General features: G+C 52.2%; 13 protein-coding genes. 7 read left to right on the top strand and 6 right to left on the bottom strand.

The annotated features are described in order from the left end of the window. The first annotated feature begins 239 nt into the window (after positions 1-239). From B4923_RS10070 to tyrR, 4 genes are all read left to right on the top strand, one after another. Positions 240-3,047 (top strand): DUF2339 domain-containing protein, encoded by a 2,808-nt coding sequence (locus tag B4923_RS10070; RefSeq protein WP_109054211.1) that lies wholly within the window; start codon positions 240-242, stop codon positions 3,045-3,047. Between the two features lie 37 nt (positions 3,048-3,084). Continuing rightward, positions 3,085-4,482 carry a YcjX family GTP-binding protein gene (locus B4923_RS10065; RefSeq protein ID WP_109054210.1) on the top strand — a complete coding sequence of 466 codons (1,398 nt, stop codon included), beginning with the start codon at positions 3,085-3,087 and terminating at the stop codon, positions 4,480-4,482. Continuing rightward, positions 4,479-5,522: a YcjF family protein gene (locus B4923_RS10060; protein WP_109054209.1), complete on the top strand. Its 1,044-nt coding sequence runs from the start codon at positions 4,479-4,481 to the stop codon at positions 5,520-5,522. Before B4923_RS10065 ends, B4923_RS10060 begins: the two co-directional genes overlap by 4 nt. Before the next feature lie 132 nt (positions 5,523-5,654). Continuing rightward, on the top strand, positions 5,655-7,223 hold the full coding sequence (gene tyrR / locus B4923_RS10055; RefSeq protein WP_109054208.1) for a transcriptional regulator TyrR: 1,569 nt from the start codon (positions 5,655-5,657) through the stop codon (positions 7,221-7,223). Between the two features lie 77 nt (positions 7,224-7,300). On the opposite strand, the gene tpx is transcribed toward tyrR, so the two are convergent. Both tpx and mpaA read right to left on the bottom strand, forming a co-directional pair. Further along, positions 7,301-7,804 (bottom strand): thiol peroxidase, encoded by a 504-nt coding sequence (tpx, locus tag B4923_RS10050; RefSeq protein ID WP_109054207.1) that lies wholly within the window; start codon positions 7,802-7,804, stop codon positions 7,301-7,303. Positions 7,805-7,997: 193 nt separating this feature from the next. Further along, the gene (gene mpaA / locus B4923_RS10045; RefSeq protein ID WP_109054206.1) at positions 7,998-8,717 is read right to left on the bottom strand and encodes a murein tripeptide amidase MpaA; all 720 of its coding nucleotides are present in this window, start codon (positions 8,715-8,717) and stop codon (positions 7,998-8,000) included. A 236-nt stretch (positions 8,718-8,953) separates the two neighbouring features. Here mpaA and B4923_RS10040 point away from each other — a divergent pair, with 236 nt between their 5' ends. Both B4923_RS10040 and zntB read left to right on the top strand, forming a co-directional pair. Continuing rightward, positions 8,954-10,570 carry a peptide ABC transporter substrate-binding protein gene (locus tag B4923_RS10040; RefSeq protein WP_109054205.1) on the top strand — a complete coding sequence of 539 codons (1,617 nt, stop codon included), beginning with the start codon at positions 8,954-8,956 and terminating at the stop codon, positions 10,568-10,570. Between the two features lie 7 nt (positions 10,571-10,577). Then, on the top strand, positions 10,578-11,561 hold the full coding sequence (zntB, locus tag B4923_RS10035) for a zinc transporter ZntB (RefSeq protein ID WP_109054204.1): 984 nt from the start codon (positions 10,578-10,580) through the stop codon (positions 11,559-11,561). Between the two features lie 280 nt (positions 11,562-11,841). On the opposite strand, the gene ttcA is transcribed toward zntB, so the two are convergent. Further along, positions 11,842-12,777, bottom strand: coding sequence for a tRNA 2-thiocytidine(32) synthetase TtcA (gene ttcA / locus B4923_RS10025; RefSeq protein ID WP_109054202.1), 936 nt, complete (start codon positions 12,775-12,777; stop codon positions 11,842-11,844). A 315-nt stretch (positions 12,778-13,092) separates the two neighbouring features. On the opposite strand from ttcA, the gene B4923_RS10020 reads away from it, so the two are divergent. Then, positions 13,093-13,386, top strand: a complete 294-nt coding sequence (locus B4923_RS10020; RefSeq protein ID WP_109054201.1) for a putative hemolysin — start codon at positions 13,093-13,095, stop codon at positions 13,384-13,386. Positions 13,387-13,511: 125 nt separating this feature from the next. Here B4923_RS10020 and B4923_RS10015 read toward each other — a convergent pair whose 3' ends face one another. The 3 genes from B4923_RS10015 to B4923_RS10005 form a co-directional block, all read right to left on the bottom strand. Beyond that, a complete protein-coding gene (locus tag B4923_RS10015; RefSeq protein ID WP_109054200.1) occupies positions 13,512-14,504 on the bottom strand; it encodes a 2-hydroxyacid dehydrogenase in 993 nt (330 codons plus the stop codon). Positions 14,505-14,607: 103 nt separating this feature from the next. Further along, a complete protein-coding gene (locus B4923_RS10010) occupies positions 14,608-16,161 on the bottom strand; it encodes a methyl-accepting chemotaxis protein (protein ID WP_109054199.1) in 1,554 nt (517 codons plus the stop codon). A gap of 387 nt (positions 16,162-16,548) precedes the next feature. Continuing rightward, positions 16,549-18,102 (bottom strand): methyl-accepting chemotaxis protein, encoded by a 1,554-nt coding sequence (locus tag B4923_RS10005; protein WP_109054198.1) that lies wholly within the window; start codon positions 18,100-18,102, stop codon positions 16,549-16,551. Positions 18,103-18,348: the final 246 nt, after the last annotated feature.

Genomic DNA, 18,348 nt, shown 5'->3' with positions numbered 1-18,348 from the left:
TCATACGGCGTTGATGTTATCGGGTCACATCGACGTCGTTTATGACACGTTGTTTATGATAAAGTCGTTTATGGTAAAGTCGTTTATGGTAAAACAACGCCACTTTGATAAAACAATGCCGCTTTTCTTTTCACCGGGTGATTCTGTACTAGATTTGAAATCAGTACCGGATTTGTGAGTCACCGTCATTTCCTGTAAAACCGCATCATTCCTCTCATATATGATTAATAAGGTGCTTCATGGATGATACAACGCTTCTGATCGGTATCGTGCTTGTGCTGGCCTACCTCATCGTGATGCCTGTCGCAGTAGCGATCGTGTTTAAGCGTAGCGCGCGCCTTCAGCAATGGAATGTCCAGTTAGAGCAAACGGTCGCTCAGCTACAGGCGAGCCTGGCTCGGCTTACTGCTCAGGTAAACCGCCTGAATCCAACGGTTACTCCGACTTTACCGGCATCGTCCGTTCGCGCGCCAGCATCTGCGGACACCGTAGACACGCAGGTTGAACCCGATGTGAGCGGGGAAAATAACGACAATCCCAATAAAGTGACGGTGTCACAAAGAAGCGACCAACTCACAACCGTCGATCCGTCGCCGCATCAAGATACCGCGCCCCGGGATGGGGAGATGATCTCGGTCGAAAAACATTCAGGCATCCTTTCTTCGCTGGCCGGTTGGCTGCTGCAAGGTAATCCGCTGGCAAAAATCGGCATTTTATTGCTGTTTTTTGGTCTGGCCTACCTGATGAGGTACACCATTGAACGCGACATGCTATCGATTCAATGGCGGCTGGGCGTCGCCGCGCTGATTAGCGGCGGACTGCTGGCCTTTGGCTGGCGTCTGCGTCATAAGCAACGGCTGTACGCCCTTATATTGCAAGGCGGCGCGGTCGGGGCGCTGTATATCACGATATTTGGCGCTTTCCGGCTATATCTGTTGCTGCCTTATCTGCTGGCGTTCACACTATTGCTGCTGGTCTGCGCAGCCAGTGTCGGGCTGGCGGTCATACAGCGTTCGTTAAGTCTGGCCATGCTGGCCAGCATTGGCGGCTATCTGGCGCCGATCTTGCTGTCGCAGGGAGGAGGCAACCATGTGGTGTTGTTTTCGTACTACCTGCTGCTGTCGCTGGGGATTCTGGCGATAAGCGCCCGTCAGTCCTGGCGCGAATTGAATCTGCTGGGGCTGATATTTACTTTTGGCGTCGCGGCCATTTGGGGCGCGAAATATTATCAGCAAGATTTTTACCTGAGCAGTCAGCTGTTTCTGATCGCCAATATTCTGCTGTTTGGCGTTGGCGCACTGCTGTTCTCGCTGCGACATCAGTCGGTAGGCAAGCAGGTCGTAGATGGCGTACTGCTGTTTGCCCCGCCGTTGATCGGTTTTGGCATGCAGTATCTTATTACCGGACATTGGGAATATGGTCCGGCCGGTTCGGCGCTGGCATATGGACTTGGCTATCTGGTATTAGGCTGGTTGACACGCAAGCGCCTGCCGCGTCTGGGGCTGTTTGCCTTCGCGCTGGGCGGCTGTTTTCTAACGTTGGCGGTGCCGTTAAGCCTCACCGGGCAATCGACCGCGCTAATATGGATGCTGGAAGGGCTGTGCATTCTGTGGGCGGGTCTGCATCAAAATCAGCGCCGCATGGGGCGGAGTGGTTCCGCCGTGCTGTTGTTGGGTGCCGCGTCGGTGGCATACGCCGCCATAACCGGTGAGTTGCAGTCGGCATCGTTTTTCTTCACCTTTTTCACTTTCGGGATTCTGGCCGTCGCCTCACTGTGCGCCAGCCTGTGCTGGTCGCGTTATCGTCAGGTGGATGGCCACAGGAATAGATTTAGCCGGGGGTTTTTCATTCTCGGGCTGATGGCGTGGCTGATTTGGCTCGTTTATATCGTCGAACGGGCGATGACGGCGTATACCGATGCATTCTGGCATGGCAGCGAGTTTATGCCGCCGTGGCGTACACAGGCATTACTGCAAAGTCCGCTGTTCCTGCTGTTGTTTGCCGTATCCGGTTTGCTTTGGAACGAAACGGGAAGACGGTTGAAATGGCCGGTATTGCGGCATAGCGCCTGGTTGCTATGGGGTTTTATGCTGCTGGCGGTATTACAGCAGCTTGTTTTTGCCGATTATCGCCAGTTCTCCTTGTTGAATGGCGGAGAGCAGATCGCGGTGTGGGCGTGCTGGCTCGGCAGTTTTACCGTCGCTTACCGGTTGCTTTACCGTGAAACAGGCGATATCCCCCGTCTGGCAGAGCGCGTCTTCCATCTTGTTTTATTCTGGATGGTGATTGGATGGCTTTTCCTGATGGCCGATCAGTATTGGTATTCCCGGATCCCAGCCGATGTGGAAGAGGGCGCGCCGATACTGACCGTCATACTGTTGTCGGCAATCATATTGGCGCTGGTGCTGCCGGCGCGTCACCGACTGTGGCCACTGACGCGCTGGGCGACGTTATATAATCAAACCGGACTGGTGCCGTTGGTAGCGACGCTGTTCACGTTATTGGCGAACGCCAATCTGCTGGATGGGCAGATACAATGGGGTTCGCTGACGTGGCCGTATGTGCCGTTCCTGAATCCATTGGAAATCAGCCTGTTTTTGGGAGTAACGGCGTTAGCGCTATGGTATCGACGCGCGATATCGGCTTCGGCGCAGAGCAGCGCATGGAAAAGCCGGTGTCGTCTGGCGCTCTGGGGTTTGATCATTTGGTTGCTCAACGGCTTGTTGCTCCGGGCGCTGGCCTGGTACGCGCAGATCCCGTGGTCGGTCGACTGGCTGTGGGATTCCCGTCTGGTTCAGACCACCTTTGCGCTGCTGTGGACGCTTGCCGCGCTGGTTTGCATGGTATGGTCGACCCGACGTCAGCAGCGCGGCGGCTGGATTATGGGGGCGCTGTTGCTGGCTCTGACCATTATCAAACTGTTTCTGGTGGATAGCGCCGGCGGCGGCGGACTGGCCCGCGCGATCGCATTTATCGGCGTCGCCATACTTATTCTGATTGTGGGGTATTTCGCACCGCTACCGCCCAAAAAAGCGATGAGTCAGTAGCTGCTCTTTACGCTAACAAGGAGACAGGTTTTATCCAATGAAGCGATTACAAAACGAATTAAACTCACTGGTTAACCGCAGTGTGGATCGCCATTTACGTCTGGCCGTTACCGGACTCAGCCGCAGCGGTAAAACCGCCTTTATTACCGCGTTTGTCAATCAACTGCTGAACGTACACAGCGGGGCGCATTTACCGATGTTTTCCGCCGTGCGGGAAGGCCGATTGCTGGGGGCCAAGCGAGTGCCGCAGCGCGATCTCGGCGTTCCCCGTTTTGCCTATGATGAAGGGATGGCGGCGCTCTACGGTTCGCCGCCGGACTGGCCGACGCCGACGCGCGGCGTGAGTGAAATTCGCCTGGCACTGCGCTATCGCTCTAATGATTCTCTGCTACGGCATTTTAAAGATACATCGACGCTGTATCTGGAAATTGTGGATTATCCGGGAGAATGGCTATTGGATCTGCCGTTGCTGGAGCAAACGTATCTCAGCTGGTCGCACCAGATGTCCGGCCTGCTGCAAGGCGAACGCGCCGAGTGGGCCAGACCCTGGCTGACGCTGTGCGAGAAGCTGGATCCGCTGGCGCCCGCTGATGAAAACCAACTGGCCGCCATTGCACAGGCCTATACGGACTACCTGCTGCGTTGCAAACAGGAAGGTCTGCATTTCATTCAGCCGGGACGCTTTGTGCTACCGGGCGATCTGGCCGGCGCGCCGGTTTTGCAATTTTTCCCATGGCCGCAGGTTGATAAATGGGGAGAAGCCAGGCTGGCGCAGGCGGATGCCAAAACCAACATGGGGATGCTGCGTCAACGCTTTGAGTATTATTGCCAGTCGGTGGTGAAAGGATTTTATAAACATCACTTTATCCGTTTCGACCGCCAGATTGTGCTGGTGGACTGTCTGCAACCGCTGAACAGCGGCATTCATGCTTTTAACGATATGCGGCTGGCGCTGACCCAGCTGATGCAAAGTTTTCACTATGGCAAACGCACGCTATTCCGACGTCTGTTTTCGCCGTGCATCGACAAATTGATGTTTGCTGCCAGTAAATCCGATCACATTACTGCCGATCAGCACGCCAATCTGGTCTCACTGTTGCAGCAACTGGTGCAGGAGGCCTGGCAGAATGCCGCCTTTGAAGGGATCAGCATGGATTGCGCGGGGATTGCGTCGATTCAGTCCACCCAGAGTGGGGTTGTGGATCATCAGGGGCAAAAAATTCCGGCGTTGAAGGGAAACCGTCTGAGCGATGGTCAGCCGTTAACAGTGTATCCGGGGGAAGTGCCTCCCCGCTTGCCTGGCGCAGCATTCTGGCAGGAGCAGGGATTCCATTTTGATGAGTTTCGTCCGCGTGAAATGACGGTGGACACCCCGTTGCCGCATATCCGACTGGATACGGTAATGGAGTTTTTATTGGGAGATAAATTGCGATGAATGAACCACTGAAACCGCGAATGACGTTTGACAAAGCTTCGCCGGCGGAACCTCAACCGCAGTTACGTGCCAATGTGGCGTTTGACGAGCAGCAGGCAGAACGTTTTGCTCCCGTCAGCCGTGAAGAGGAAGTGCCGGAAGAGGGGATTGCCGAGGAAGTTGTCAGCGCGGCGCTGCGGCCGAAGCGCAGCCTGTGGCGGCGGATGGTCATGGCGGGCCTGACGCTATTTGGCGTCAGCGCCGTGGCTCAGGGAGTTCAGTCGTTGCATAACGCCTGGATACAGCAGGATTGGATCGCACTGGGCGGCATTGCGGCGGGCAGTCTGATTGTGGCGGCAGGCGTAGGTTCGCTGGCCGTTGAGTGGCGGCGCCTTTACCGATTGCGTGAACGGGCCGAAGAGCGCGATGTCGCCCGGGATTTGCTGCATAGCCATGGCGTTGGGCGAGGGCGCGAATTTTGTGAAAAACTGGCGCGACAGGCCGGGCTGGATAACGGGCATCCGGCGATGCAGCGTTGGCAGGCGTCCTTGCACGAAACTCACAACGATCGGGAAGTGGTTGAACTGTATGCCCGGCTGGTTCAACCGGTGCTGGACAGTCAGGCCCGGCGGGAAATCAGCCGTTCGGCGGCGGAGTCCACGCTGATGATCGCTGTCAGCCCGCTGGCGCTGGTGGATATGGCGTTTATCGCCTGGCGCAATCTGCGGTTGATCAACCGGATCGCTACGCTCTACGGTATTGAATTAGGTTATTTCAGCCGCATCCGTTTGTTTCGTCTGGTATTGCTGAATATTGCGTTTGCCGGGGCATCTGAACTGGTCCGGGAAATCGGTATGGACTGGATGTCACAGGATCTGGCGGCGCGTCTCTCTGCCCGAGCGGCGCAGGGCATCGGGGCGGGCCTGCTTACCGCGCGACTGGGCATCAAGGCGATGGAACTGTGTCGTCCGCTTCCCTGGCTGGATGATAAACCGCGTCTGGGTGATTTCCGTCGGGAACTGATTGGACAAGTGAAAACAATCTTGCAAAAAACGCGGTAACACCATGGTCGATCCGGAAAAATATTTCATGACTGTCAACTTTTGCTGCCACTTCACTTCATCCGTGCAAGACGAAAGCGTATTATTACTCTCTATTAGCCTTGTCGCACCTGTTGAAGAAGGTAGTCGTTGATGCGTCTGGAAGTTTTTTGTGAAGACCGTATCGGTCTGACCCGCGAATTGTTGGATCTTCTGGCGGTGCGCCATCTCGATCTGCGAGGCATTGAGATTGCGCCAATCGGTCGTATTTATCTTAATTTTGCCTCGCTGGATTTCGATGCCTTTCGCGTATTGATGGCGGAAATTCGCCGGATTGAAGGCGTCAGTGATGTCCGTACCGTGGCCTTCATGCCCTCGGAACGAGAGCACCGCGCGGTAAACGCCCTGCTGGAATCGATGCCGGAGCCGGTGTTTTCGCTTGATATGCGCGGGAAGATCGAACTGTTTAATCCGGCAGCGTTGACGCTGTTTGATCAGACTGCCGAGAATATTCGTAATCTGACCATTGGCGCATTGATACCGGGATATAACGTTACGGATTGGCTGGAACGCAGCAGCATGACGGTGACGGAACGCGTGGTGATCCGCGGGCAAGATTTTCTCCTGGAAATGACGCCGATACATCTGGAGGATGACGAAGGCAAAATGACCACGGCCGGCGCGCTGGTGATGCTGAAATCCGCGGCGCGGATGGGGCGGCAATTGCAGGATTTGTCGGTGAATGATGACAATGAATTCGCACATATTGTCGCAGTCAGTCCCAAAATGCGGCAGGTCGTCGAGCAGGCGCGTAAGCTGGCGATGCTGGATGCGCCGTTGCTGATTGTCGGTGACACGGGAACCGGTAAAGATATGCTGGCTCGCGCTTGCCATTTACGCGGGCCACGGGGCAAGCAGCCGTTCCTGGCGTTGAACTGTGCATCGCTGCCTGATGAAGTGATGGAAAGTGAATTGTACGGCCATGCGCCGGGGGCTTATCCCAATGCGCTTGAAGGCAAGAAGGGCTTTTTCGAGCAGGCAAACGGCGGGTCGGTGCTGCTGGATGAAGTCGGAGAAATGTCGGCACAGATGCAAACCAAGCTGCTGCGTTTCCTGAATGACGGAACGTTCCGCCGTGTGGGGGAAGATCATGAAATGCACGTGGATGTCCGGGTGATTTGTGCGACGCAGAAGAACCTGCTGGAAATGGTGCAGCGCGGTGAATTCAGGGAAGATCTCTACTATCGTCTGAATGTGCTGACGCTTACATTACCGCCGCTACGTGAGCGTCCGACTGACATCATGCCGTTGACCGAGCTGTTCGTCGCACGTTTTGCCGATGAGCAGGGTATTCCTCGCCCAAGATTGGCTGCTGACTTGCAACAGTTTTTGCCGCAGTATGGTTGGCCGGGCAATGTGCGTCAGTTAAAAAACACCATCTATCGGGCTCTGACGCAGTTGGAAGGCTATGAGCTGCGTATGCAGGATCTCGATCTGCCGGCTTTCTCGGTCGATATTCCACACAGTGAGGAAATGCTGGATGGTTCGCTGGACGATATCAGCAAACGTTTTGAACGTGCCGTGTTAACCCGCCTGTATCAAACCTATCCCAGCACACGCAAACTGGCTAAACGCCTTGGTGTATCGCATACGGCGATTGCCAATAAACTGCGGGAATATGGGCTGAGTCACCGCAAAGCGGCGGGCGAGGATGATGAATAAGAAAAACGGCTGCACTTGTGCAGCCGTTTTTTTACATCAGGCGACATTTAAACACGCGCCCCATGTTTTTCATGAAATTACTTTAGTACCGCCAGCGCCGCATCATAATCGGGTTCGGTAGTGATTTCGTTCACCAGTTCGCTGTGCAATACGTTGTCGTTCTCATCCAGAACAACCACCGCGCGGGCGGTCAGGCCTTTCAACGCGCCATCGGCAATGGCGACACCGTAGGCTTCTTTAAACTCGGCACCACGTAGCGTGGACAGCACCACCACGTTGTTCAGCCCTTCCGCGCCACAAAAACGGGATTGTGCGAACGGCAGGTCGGAAGAGATACACAGAACAACGGTGTTATCCAGTTCAGAACCCAATTGGTTGAATTTACGCACGGACGTGGCACAAACGCCGGTATCAATGCTGGGGAAAATGTTCAGGATTTTACGTTTGCCAGCATAGTTGCTGAGCGCGATGTCTGACAGGTCTTTGCCAACCAGTGTAAAAGCCGGAGCTTTGCTTCCCTTCGCGGGAAACGTCCCTGATAGCGGTACTGGATTGCCTTGAAAGTGTACGTTCTGTGACATGTATGCGTCCTTAATTACAGGTTGTTAACACGAGCCCAGTTTAGGGCAACATTAGCAACATTGATATAAAAAAACGCCGGGAGCGTTTTTTAACGTCGCATCAGCGACGGCCTGTAGGGTGACGGGCAAGGATAGCCCGTCATAAAAAAACGCCGGGAGCGTTTTTTAACGTCGCTTTGGCGACGGCTCATCATCAAAAATTACGGCTCAACAATGCGGTCATGGCATTCAGATAACCCTCAATCGCGGCATCCGCTGAAATCGGCGGCAGCTCCGCCGTAATGCACGGCAACCCCCGATCGGCACACCAACTGCCAAACGATCCTGGCGTTTCGTAGCCCACGCTGGTGACCAACGGTAAATCAAATTGCCGCGCCAGCCATTGCCCGAATTCGGAATTTTTCGGATCATCAATACAAGCCAAAGGCTCATGAAAAGAGACAACCCAGGCCGGATTAAGTTTCGTGATAAGTTCACACAGTGCTTTTGTTTCCGGTTCTGAAGCCGGCGTATTTCCAGTGGACAGCACCACATCCCGCTCATCGGCCGCGCAGTTCCAGCGGTAATGCGTCTGCCCCGGTTGCCAGTTACCCGCGGGAAAGTTGCGATTGAGATCGACGCCGTTGGCGTTGGCGCGCAGGCCCAACTGACAGCCATCGGGATTAACGGCCAACACCACGTGATGACGGCGTTGGCCGGGAAACAGCGTGCGCAAAGCGCAGGACAGGGCGATCACCGCGGCGGTTTCATCACCATGCGTACCGGCAACGATCAGTCCGCTCCCCGCCTGTGGCAATTCGGCGGGGAAGTAGAGCAGGGGCGCGCCCAACAATGACTTGCCATAGGGTTCCCCCAGAGAAGACAGATTGCCCCGTTGATGACGAGCCCGTAAAGGGATGGTGTGGTTGTCCATTTCATCAGCCCATGGTTGCTATTGACCAATTTTCATCATAGCGACTGAGGAGGAAAATAGCACCCGTGATACAACGGGATGAAATTCTCAGCCGGAACGTGACAAGTACCGGTATTGATAAGTACATGTGGTTACAAGTAGATGCATGAGCCGTTTATTGGCTATTATGTTTTTTAGTTATTTCATTATATTCATGCGCACGGACGGGCGTTTTAATCGGTAAGGGTCAAGTCATCATGCAAAATGGTCATTCCGCTCGCTATGCCGTGCTTCTCGCAATATTGGCAGGTAGCGCCGGTGCGGCGCAGGTTCCGGCAGGAACCGTATTAGCCGAAAAACAGGAAATTGTGCGTCATATCAAAGATGAACCCGCTTCTCTGGACCCGATAAAAGCCGTCGGTTTGCCGGAAGCGCAGGTGGCGCGTGATTTATTTGAAGGGCTGGTCAATCAGGATGCGAACGGCAACATTGTGCCCGGCGTCGCTCTGCGCTGGCAAACCAATGATAACCGTACTTTCACGTTCACCCTGCGTGAAAATGCGCGTTGGTCAAATGGCGATCCGGTCACGGCAAAGGATTTTGTTTATAGCTGGCGGCGGTTAGTCGCCCCGGAAAACTCATCGCCCTTTGCCTGGTTCGCCCGTCTGGCGGGGATACTGAACGCCGAACAGATTATCGACGGTAAAATGTCAGTCGATAAACTCGGCGTGACGGCAATTAATGACCATACGCTCAAAGTACAGCTTGGCAGACCGGTGCCTTACTTTGTCAGCCTGTTGGCCAACTTCAGTCTCTTTCCGGTCCATCAGGCAACGATCGAGAAATACGGCAATGACTGGACCAAGCCGGGTAATCTGGTCGGTAACGGCGCGTTCAAACTGGAACAGCGGGTCGTTAATGAAAAGCTGGTGTTGGCGCCAAATGAATATTATTGGGATCATGGCAATACGGCGTTAACTAAAGTGACGTTTGTTCCCATCAATCAGGAATCAAGCGCGACAAAACGTTACCTTTCCGGCGATATTGATATCACCGAATCCTTTCCTAAAAACCTGTATCAAAAACTGCTGAAGGAACTACCCGGTCAGGTCTATACCCCTGATCAACTGGGAACCTACTATTACGCCTTCAATACTCAACGCGCACCAACGAATGACGCGCGGGTGCGTAAGGCCTTGTCTTATGCCATCGACCGGAAAATCATTGCGGAAAAGGTTCTGGGGACCGGCGAGAAACCGGCCTATCACTTCACGCCGGATGTTACCGCCGGATTTACGCCGACAGAGAGCGTGTTACAGCAATATACTCAGGCTGAACTGGATGCGCAGGCAAAAGCGCTGATGGCGGCGGCAGGCTATGGCCCCGGGAAGCCGATGAAACTGTCGCTGCTGTACAATACCTCGGAAAGCCACCAGAAAATTGCCATTGCCGTTGCGTCCATGTGGAAAACGAAGTTGGGGGTGGAGGTTCGTTTATCTAATCAGGAGTGGCAAACCTATATCGACAGTCGTAACAGCGGTAACTTTGACGTTATCAGGGCATCGTGGGTTGGGGACTATAATGAGGCCTCTACGTTTCTGTCGTTATTAACGTCGCATCACAGCGGGAATATCGCGCGGTTTAAAAACGCCGATTATGATCGTTTGCTGGATGAGGCCGGCAACCAAACCGATGCCAAAATATTGAATGCGGATTACAATCGGGCGGAGAACATCCTGATGGAAGAAGCGCCTATTGCCCCCATTTATCAATACACTAACGGACGCTTGATTAAGCCCTGGGTAAAAGGCTATCCAATCACCAATCCTGAAGATGTCGCATACAGCCACTCGCTTTATATCGTGAAACACTGAGACCAATATGGAATCGTTTGAAGGAAAAACGTTGCAACATTCTGGCGCTGTTTATGCCTATCAACTGGATGGACAAGGCGGAGTGGCGCCTATCGGCGATCGTGATGTCGCCAGCAGTGAGCAGCCTTGCTGGCTGCACCTGGATTCGACCTTGCCCGCCAGCGCCAGCTGGTTGAATGAAACCCATCTGGTGCCGGACAGCGTGCGCGATGCGTTGGCCGGCGAGAGTGTTCGCCCCAGAGTGACCCGGCTGGGCGATGGGACGATGATTACCCTGCGCAGCATCAACCTGAATGCAGATTCACGTCCGGATCAACTGGTGGCGATCCGGGTTTTCATTACCGATAAGCTCATTATTTCGACCCGGCGGCGTAAAGTGTTGGCCATTGATGAAGTGTTGACCGATCTCAAAGAGGGGCATGGGCCGACAGACTGTGGGAGCTGGCTGGTGTCGATCGCGGAGTCGCTCACCGATCATACCAGTGAATTTATTGATGATTTACATGAGAAAATTATCGATCTGGAAGAAGACTTACTGGAGCAAAAAATACCGCCGCGGGGCGAACTGGCATTGATTCGCAAACAGTTGATTGTACTACGACGCTATATGACTCCGCAGCGTGATGTGTTTTCGCGCCTTTCCGGGGAAAGGTTGCCCTGGATGCAGGACGACGATCGGCGCCGAATGCAGGAAATTGCCGACAGACTGGGACGTGGACTGGAAGATTTGGATTCCAGTATTGCACGTACTACCGTATTGTCGGACGAAATTACCGCCCAGATGACAGATGCGATGAACCGAAGAACCTATACTATGTCGCTGTTAGCGATGGTTTTTCTGCCGACGACCTTTTTGACCGGGCTGTTTGGCGTCAATCTGGGGGGAATTCCGGGAGGAGACTCCCGGCTGGGATTCGGCATGTTCTGCCTGATGTTGGTAGTATTGGTTGGTGGCGTTGCATGGTGGTTAAAACGCAGTAAATGGTTATGAATCCCAACGAATGGTTATTGCGCGTGTTATCACAGACTTCCCGGGGTGGTTGAAAATTCACGTCTAAATTGAGCAATATCAACATTTTTCACATTACAGTACGGCACTATTCTTCTTGCAGGTGAATGCAACGTCAAGCGATGGGCGTTGCGCTCCATATTGTCTTACTTCCTTTTTTGAATTACTGCATAGCACAATTGATTCACACCATGCCGACGATATCGTCGGCATTTTTTTGTGCTTTTTGTTCAGTACCCGGCCTGGTTTCCGCCTCCTTTATTTATTTTATTTCCAGTATGTCGAGGCGGGCCAACGGCTGAGTCTCTTCTTCCTCTTCTGGCTGCCAGCCAACGGGTTGCAGCGGCAGTTCCTCGCGATCGAAAGCCAGATCGCCACCGTCAACCACTTCGCTGTCATGATGAATGCTTTTAAAATCAAACAGCGCATAGTCGGCGAGATGGGAAGGTACGACGTTCTGCATCGCGCTGAACATCGTTTCGATGCGGCCGGGATAACGTTTATCCCAGTCGCGCAGCATATCTTTGATCACCTGGCGTTGCAGATTGGGTTGTGAGCCGCAGAGATTGCAGGGAATGATGGGATATTGACGCGCTTCGGCAAAGCGTTCGATATCTTTCTCTCGGCAGTAGGCCAATGGGCGAATCACCACATGTTTGCCATCGTCACTCATCAGTTTCGGCGGCATTCCTTTCAATTTTCCGCCGTAGAACATATTGAGGAACAGCGTCTGCAAAATATCGTCACGATGGTGGCCGAGTGCAATTTTCGTCGCTCCCAGTTCGGTGGCCGTGCGATACAGAATTCCGCGACGCAGGCGCGAGCACAGTGAACAGGTCGTTTTCCCTTCTGGAATTTTTTCTTTCACGATGCCATAAGTATTTTCTTCCACGATCTTGTATTCAACACCAATACTATCAAGGTACTGCGGCAGAACATGTTCAGGAAAACCGGGCTGCTTTTGATCCAGATTAACGGCTACCAGCGAGAAATTGACGGGCGCGCTCTGTTGCAGGTTGCGCAAAATTTCCAGCATAGTGAAGCTGTCCTTGCCGCCGGACAGACAAACCATGATACGGTCGCCTTCCTCAATCATATTGAAATCGGCAATAGCTTCCCCGACGTTGCGACGCAGGCGCTTCTGAAGCTTGTTAAGGCTGTATTGTTGTTTGGGATTAATTTCTTGTTTCTCTGACATTTTTACATGTGCTCTTTGAAAGGGGCACCACTGGGGCAAAATGGTTTACGGCATGCATTGGATGATATCTGCATAATATTGACGTGTATGGTACGGATTACGGCGCTATTCCACAACTGCCCGATGGATGAGCGCATTTATTCAAAAGCCCATACCGACGTGCCCTATTGATCTTTTGTCACATTTGGGCATTTATTGGTGTGACCGCAAAATAAGGTGTGGTAAATATATTCTCCATCTTGAAATATATCAGGTCTCGTTCGGCACATAGCCCTGTGCCGGGCTATGTCATTTCACATGATATGGAGTCAGATAATGAAATCGTATCAATGGCTATTTACTGCGGCTGTACTGTTATTGGCGGGTTGCAGTAATGGTGAAAAAAATACGGCGATCGATAAGCAGGAGCCAGCACTAAATGAAGAGAATAAAAGCTCGATTGTGTTGCTGAAAAGCAGCACCCCGTTGGATGTCAACTGTACATTGATTGGCGGAACGATGGCCGTCTCCAGACAGTTGGACGGAGCCAGCGTGGGGACCTGCCAGTTGGCGAATGGCAAGCGTTGCGATGAACGAGCGGTGATGAATGGAACCTGCCCGGCGGGCTGACAGATGCAACAACATAGCGATGTTGCATCATTGATATTTCATCTTCATTTTCCGGTTCCTTCAGATAATCAGCCTTTCTGAAGAGGCATTGGTGAAAATGATTCACCAATGCGCATGTGTCCGTATCAAGGATTCAGCAAATTCGCGCAGGGCTCGCCCTGGCTGATTTCTTTCAGGTTCTGTAGCGTAGTCTGAGAAATGCTTATTAAGGCTTCCTCTGTCAGGAATGCCTGGTGTCCGGTAAACAGAACGTTATGGCACGCGGATAGGCGACGGAAAATATCGTCCTGAATCACGTCATTCGATTTATCAGCAAAGAACAGATCCCGTTCATTCTCATAAACGTCCATACCCAGCGCACCAATTTTCTGTTGTTTCAGCGCATCAATCGCGGCCTGGGAATCAATTAATCCGCCACGGCTGGTGTTGACAATCATCACGCCATCTTTCATTTGTGAAAATGCCGCCTGATTGAGCAGGTGATGGTTTTCCGGTGTGAGCGGGCAGTGCAGGGATATCACATCGGAACGGGCATAAAGTGTTTTCAGATCCACATATTCCGCACCCAGTTCCAGCGCCTGTGGGTTAGGGTAGGGATCGAATGCCAGCAGACGCATACCGAAACCCTTCAGAATACGCATGGTGGCAATGCCGATTTTCCCCGTACCGATAATGCCGGCAGTGCGATTGTGCATATTGAAACCAATCAGCCCTTCCAGTGAGAAGTTGGCGTCACGGGTGCGTTGGTAAGCGCGGTGGATGCGGCGGTTAAGGCACAGCATTAATCCGACTGCGTGTTCGGCAACCGCTTCCGGTGAATAAGCCGGAACGCGCACCACCTTGATACCCAGTTCTTTGGCCGCGTCCAGATCGACGTTGTTGAAACCGGCGCAGCGCAGCGCCAGCGTTTTCACCCCCAGTTGTGCCAGTTCAGTCAACACTTCACGACTACCGTCGTCATTGACGAAAATGCATACCGCCTGACAGCCAGCCGCAGTTTTTGCCGTGCGTGATGTCAGCATGAAATCAAAAAATTCAAGCTCATAGCCAAACTTTTGATTAACCTGCTCTAAATATTTACGGTCGTATTGCTTGGTGCTGTAGATTGCCAGTTTCATCACGTATGTCTCCGAAAAATCCTTAGATTAAGCTATCAGAAAATATTACGGAGACAAACCGTTACCTGACAAAGCAATAACGGTTTGCGCAAGGCCGGGTAAATTAACGAGGAATGCTGAATACGGAAACCGCTTCCGACATGGTGGCGATTTGCCGTTCCAGGCAGCTGATGGCCGCACTGGAGTTGCTGGCCAGTATGGTGTTCTGGCGCGTCAGTTCATCAATGTTGTTAACCGCATCATTAATGTGTCCCAGCCCTTGCGATTGTTCATGGGTCGCCAGGCTGATTTGATTTACCAACTGGGTGACTTGCTGCACCTGAGCCAGAATGTTATCCATCGACTGGCTGGTATGGTTCACCAGTTTGTCGCTGGTATTGATGTTGGCAATCGTGGTTTCGATAATCCCCGCGATGTCTTTCGCTGCCTGCGCGCTCCGTTGCGCCAGTGTACGCACTTCACCGGCAACCACCGCAAAACTTTTGCCCTGTTCGCCCGCATGGGCGGCTTCCACGGCGGCATTCAGCGCGAGGATGTTGGTCTGGAACGCCAGATTATCCAATACATTGATAATATCGGTGATCTCTTTACTGGAGTGGGTCATCATCACCATTGTGTCGGTTACCTGATTAACGGCTTTTTCTCCGGCATCGACAGCCACATTGGCATCTTCCGCACAGCGTGTCGCCAACTGCGAGGCTGAGGCATTGCTTTTGATCGTCGCGGTGAGTTGCTCCATCGACGATGCGGTATTTTGCAGACTTTGGGCCGTATCGTCACAGCGCTGGCTGAGCGTATGGTTGTCTGTGGCAATCTCGCCACAGGCATGGCGCAGTTCAGCCAGTTTGCTATTTACATCATCGACAAAAGTGCGGAAGTTCATGCCAGACTGATTAACCGCGCGTAATAACATGCCGACTTCATCAACACGATCAAGCTGGAAGTTATTATCCGCCTGCCCGGAAGCGGAGTTGATGGCCTGATGCAGAATTTTTTCCAGCGGTCTTGCCAGATGCGTAACCAGTAATTCACTGGTTATGAAAGCACCGCCTAATATGGCTAACGCGAAAATTAATACCGGCGTTGTCAACGGAAGCGTGGTCAGCAGAATAGATAAAACAAATAGCATAAAGAAATAAATGTAACTTCTAATCCGCCAGCGGACAGGGATTATTTTAAACAGACTGAGCAGTTTCAGCGGGCCTTTATAAATCAGCAGACCCTGATATAAACGTTGGTACTTTAGTTTATTTTCATTTATTTCATGGTAAAGCGTTTCAGCCTGCCGGATTTCCTGTTGAGAAACACGGGTGCGGACCGACATATAACCTGTGACTTTGCCTTCCTTCATCAAGGGGGTGGAACTGGCTTTAACCCAGTAGTAATCGCCATTTTTGCGCCGGTTCTTGACGACGGCAGTCCAGATGCGGCCCGCTTTCAGCGTTGACCACATATCGGCGAAAACCGGTGGCGGCATGTCGGGATGACGCACAATGTTATGCGGTTGATTGAGAATCTCATCAAAAGTGTAGCCACTGGCATCAATAAAGTCGTCATTTGCATAGGTAATGTGACTGGCCGGAGTGGTTACCGACATCAGCTTTGCTTTCTCATCTAATAAATACTGGATATCACTGACGGGGTAATTCTTACGCATTTATCAATCCTTCAGTATAAGCAAGCATGGAAGTGAGGTTTGTTAAATCAATTTGTTAAAAAATGGAATGTACATAATTAATTAACGGCTAATTCCGGGAAATAATTAGCGAATCAACTTATAAAAATAACTTGCAAATAGAACAGATGAATTTAATGGGTGAAGAAGATCACCTGAGTGCATTTGATTTACCATCAATATTGCAAGTTGAATGACCTTTATCTCTACCCGTTATACGTCAAGTTGCAGATGCGTTGGCTGCAACCGGTCTGCTATTCCGCTAAACGCTTACGGCATCGTAGTCAAGATTTGCGTGACACAAAGTATATTATAGCGATGAAAATTTGCATGGTACGGGTACACAACAACATGTACCCGCGGGAGAGGCTAACGCGAAATGCTGAATACCGAGACAGCCTGAGCCATACTGGAGATCTGCTGCTGTAAGTGTCCGGTCGCCGAGTTGGATTGGCTGGCAAGTGCGGTATTTTGATGTGTCAGTTCGTCGATTTTATTCACGGCATCGTTGATCAATTCGACGCCCTGAGATTGCTCCTGCGTCGCCAGACTGATCTCGTTCATCAGATGGGTCACATTCTGCACCTGAAGCAAAATGTTGCTCATGGACTTGTGCGTGTGTGAGACCAGTTCTTCACCGACGCGAATGCTGCTTAGCGTTTCATCGATAATGGATGAAATATCGCTGGATGAGGACGCGCTGCGTTGGGCTAAAGAACGAACTTCGCTGGCCACCACGGCAAAACTTTTCCCCTGTTCGCCGGCGTGAGCCGCTTCTACCGCGGCATTCACCGCCAGAATATTGGTCTGAAAGGCCAGGTTATCCAGCACATTAATGATATCGGTAATGCGCTCACTGGAACGCGTGATGGTTTCCATCGTGCTGGAAACCTGATTGACGGCCTGCTCTCCGGAATTGACGGCCTGATTGACATCGCGCGTGTATTTTGACGCTTGTACAGAGGCATCGGCATTACTTTTGATGGTGGCGGTCAACTGTTCGACCGATGCGGCGGTCTGTTGCAGGTTTTCCTCTGTTTGCTCACAGCAGTTAGCCAGTATTTGATTGCCCTGGGCGATTTCATTACAGGCGGTTTTCAATTCGAGCAGGTTACTGCTGACATCATCCACAAAGGTACGGAAGTTCATGCCGGACTGATTCACCGCACGCATCAGCATGCCGATCTCATCCACACGATTGAGTTGCGTCAGGTTGTCGGCCTGACCTGCGGCAGAACGCATAGCCTGAGAAAGAATCTGCTCAATCGGGTGTGCAACATGGCGTACCAGCAGTTCGCAACTGATAAAACCGCAGGCGATTAACAGCGGAAACAGCAGAGCGGCTAGCGGGGCCGTTGCCATTATGGAATAGGCGGCAATCAGGGGGATCAGGCCGAACAGTAAACAATAACTGCGGATGCGCCAGCGTAGCGGCATGGTTTTAAATATACTTAGCAGTCGCAGAGGGCCAGTATAAACCAGCAGACCATGATGGAACGCGCGGTGTTTCAGTTTGCCTTCATTGACCGCGGCGTAGAGTGCTTTCGCCTGTTGGATTTCATCCGGCGTGGCCGGTGTTCGCACCGACATGTATCCGGTCAATTGACCTTCTTTTTTCAATGGGGTAGTACTGGATTTGACCCAGTAGTGATCGCCATTCTTGCGCCGGTTTTTCACAATGCCGGTCCAGATGTGACCCGCTTGCAGCGTTTTCCACATATCAGAGAAGGCCGATGGTGGCATATCCGGGTGTCGGATTATATTATGCGGTTGATTCATCAGTTCTTCCAGGTGGTAGCCGCTGACCTGAATGAAATCTTTGTTTGCGTAAGTAATGTGGCTATCCGGGGTGGTGACCGACATCAGCTTGGTTTTTTCATGCAGCGGGTATTGGTAGGTACTGACGGGAAGGTTCTTACGCATGGAGCAATCCTTTATATGCTGTATCCAGATACTGATTTAACATGAATATACCTGTCATCTTTCTCGTTGCTGATGCGTTGCTGTCTTATTCGTCCCTGTCTGGGGCTCGCTAGTTGTAAGCAACACACGAGATCCACGGCACGTTGACAGAAAGAATATGCGCAAACACATTACAAAAAATAACGATAAGTAACGACATTATCATAAAATGGTAACAAAAAAGTATCGCCTTTGGCGCCAAGTGTG

Source organism: Brenneria roseae subsp. americana (genome assembly GCF_003115815.1).
Taxonomy (GTDB): Bacteria; Pseudomonadota; Gammaproteobacteria; order Enterobacterales; family Enterobacteriaceae; genus Brenneria; species Brenneria roseae.
Note: the sequence above shows the minus strand (reverse complement) of the source record. Positions and strands in the feature narration are given on the sequence as shown.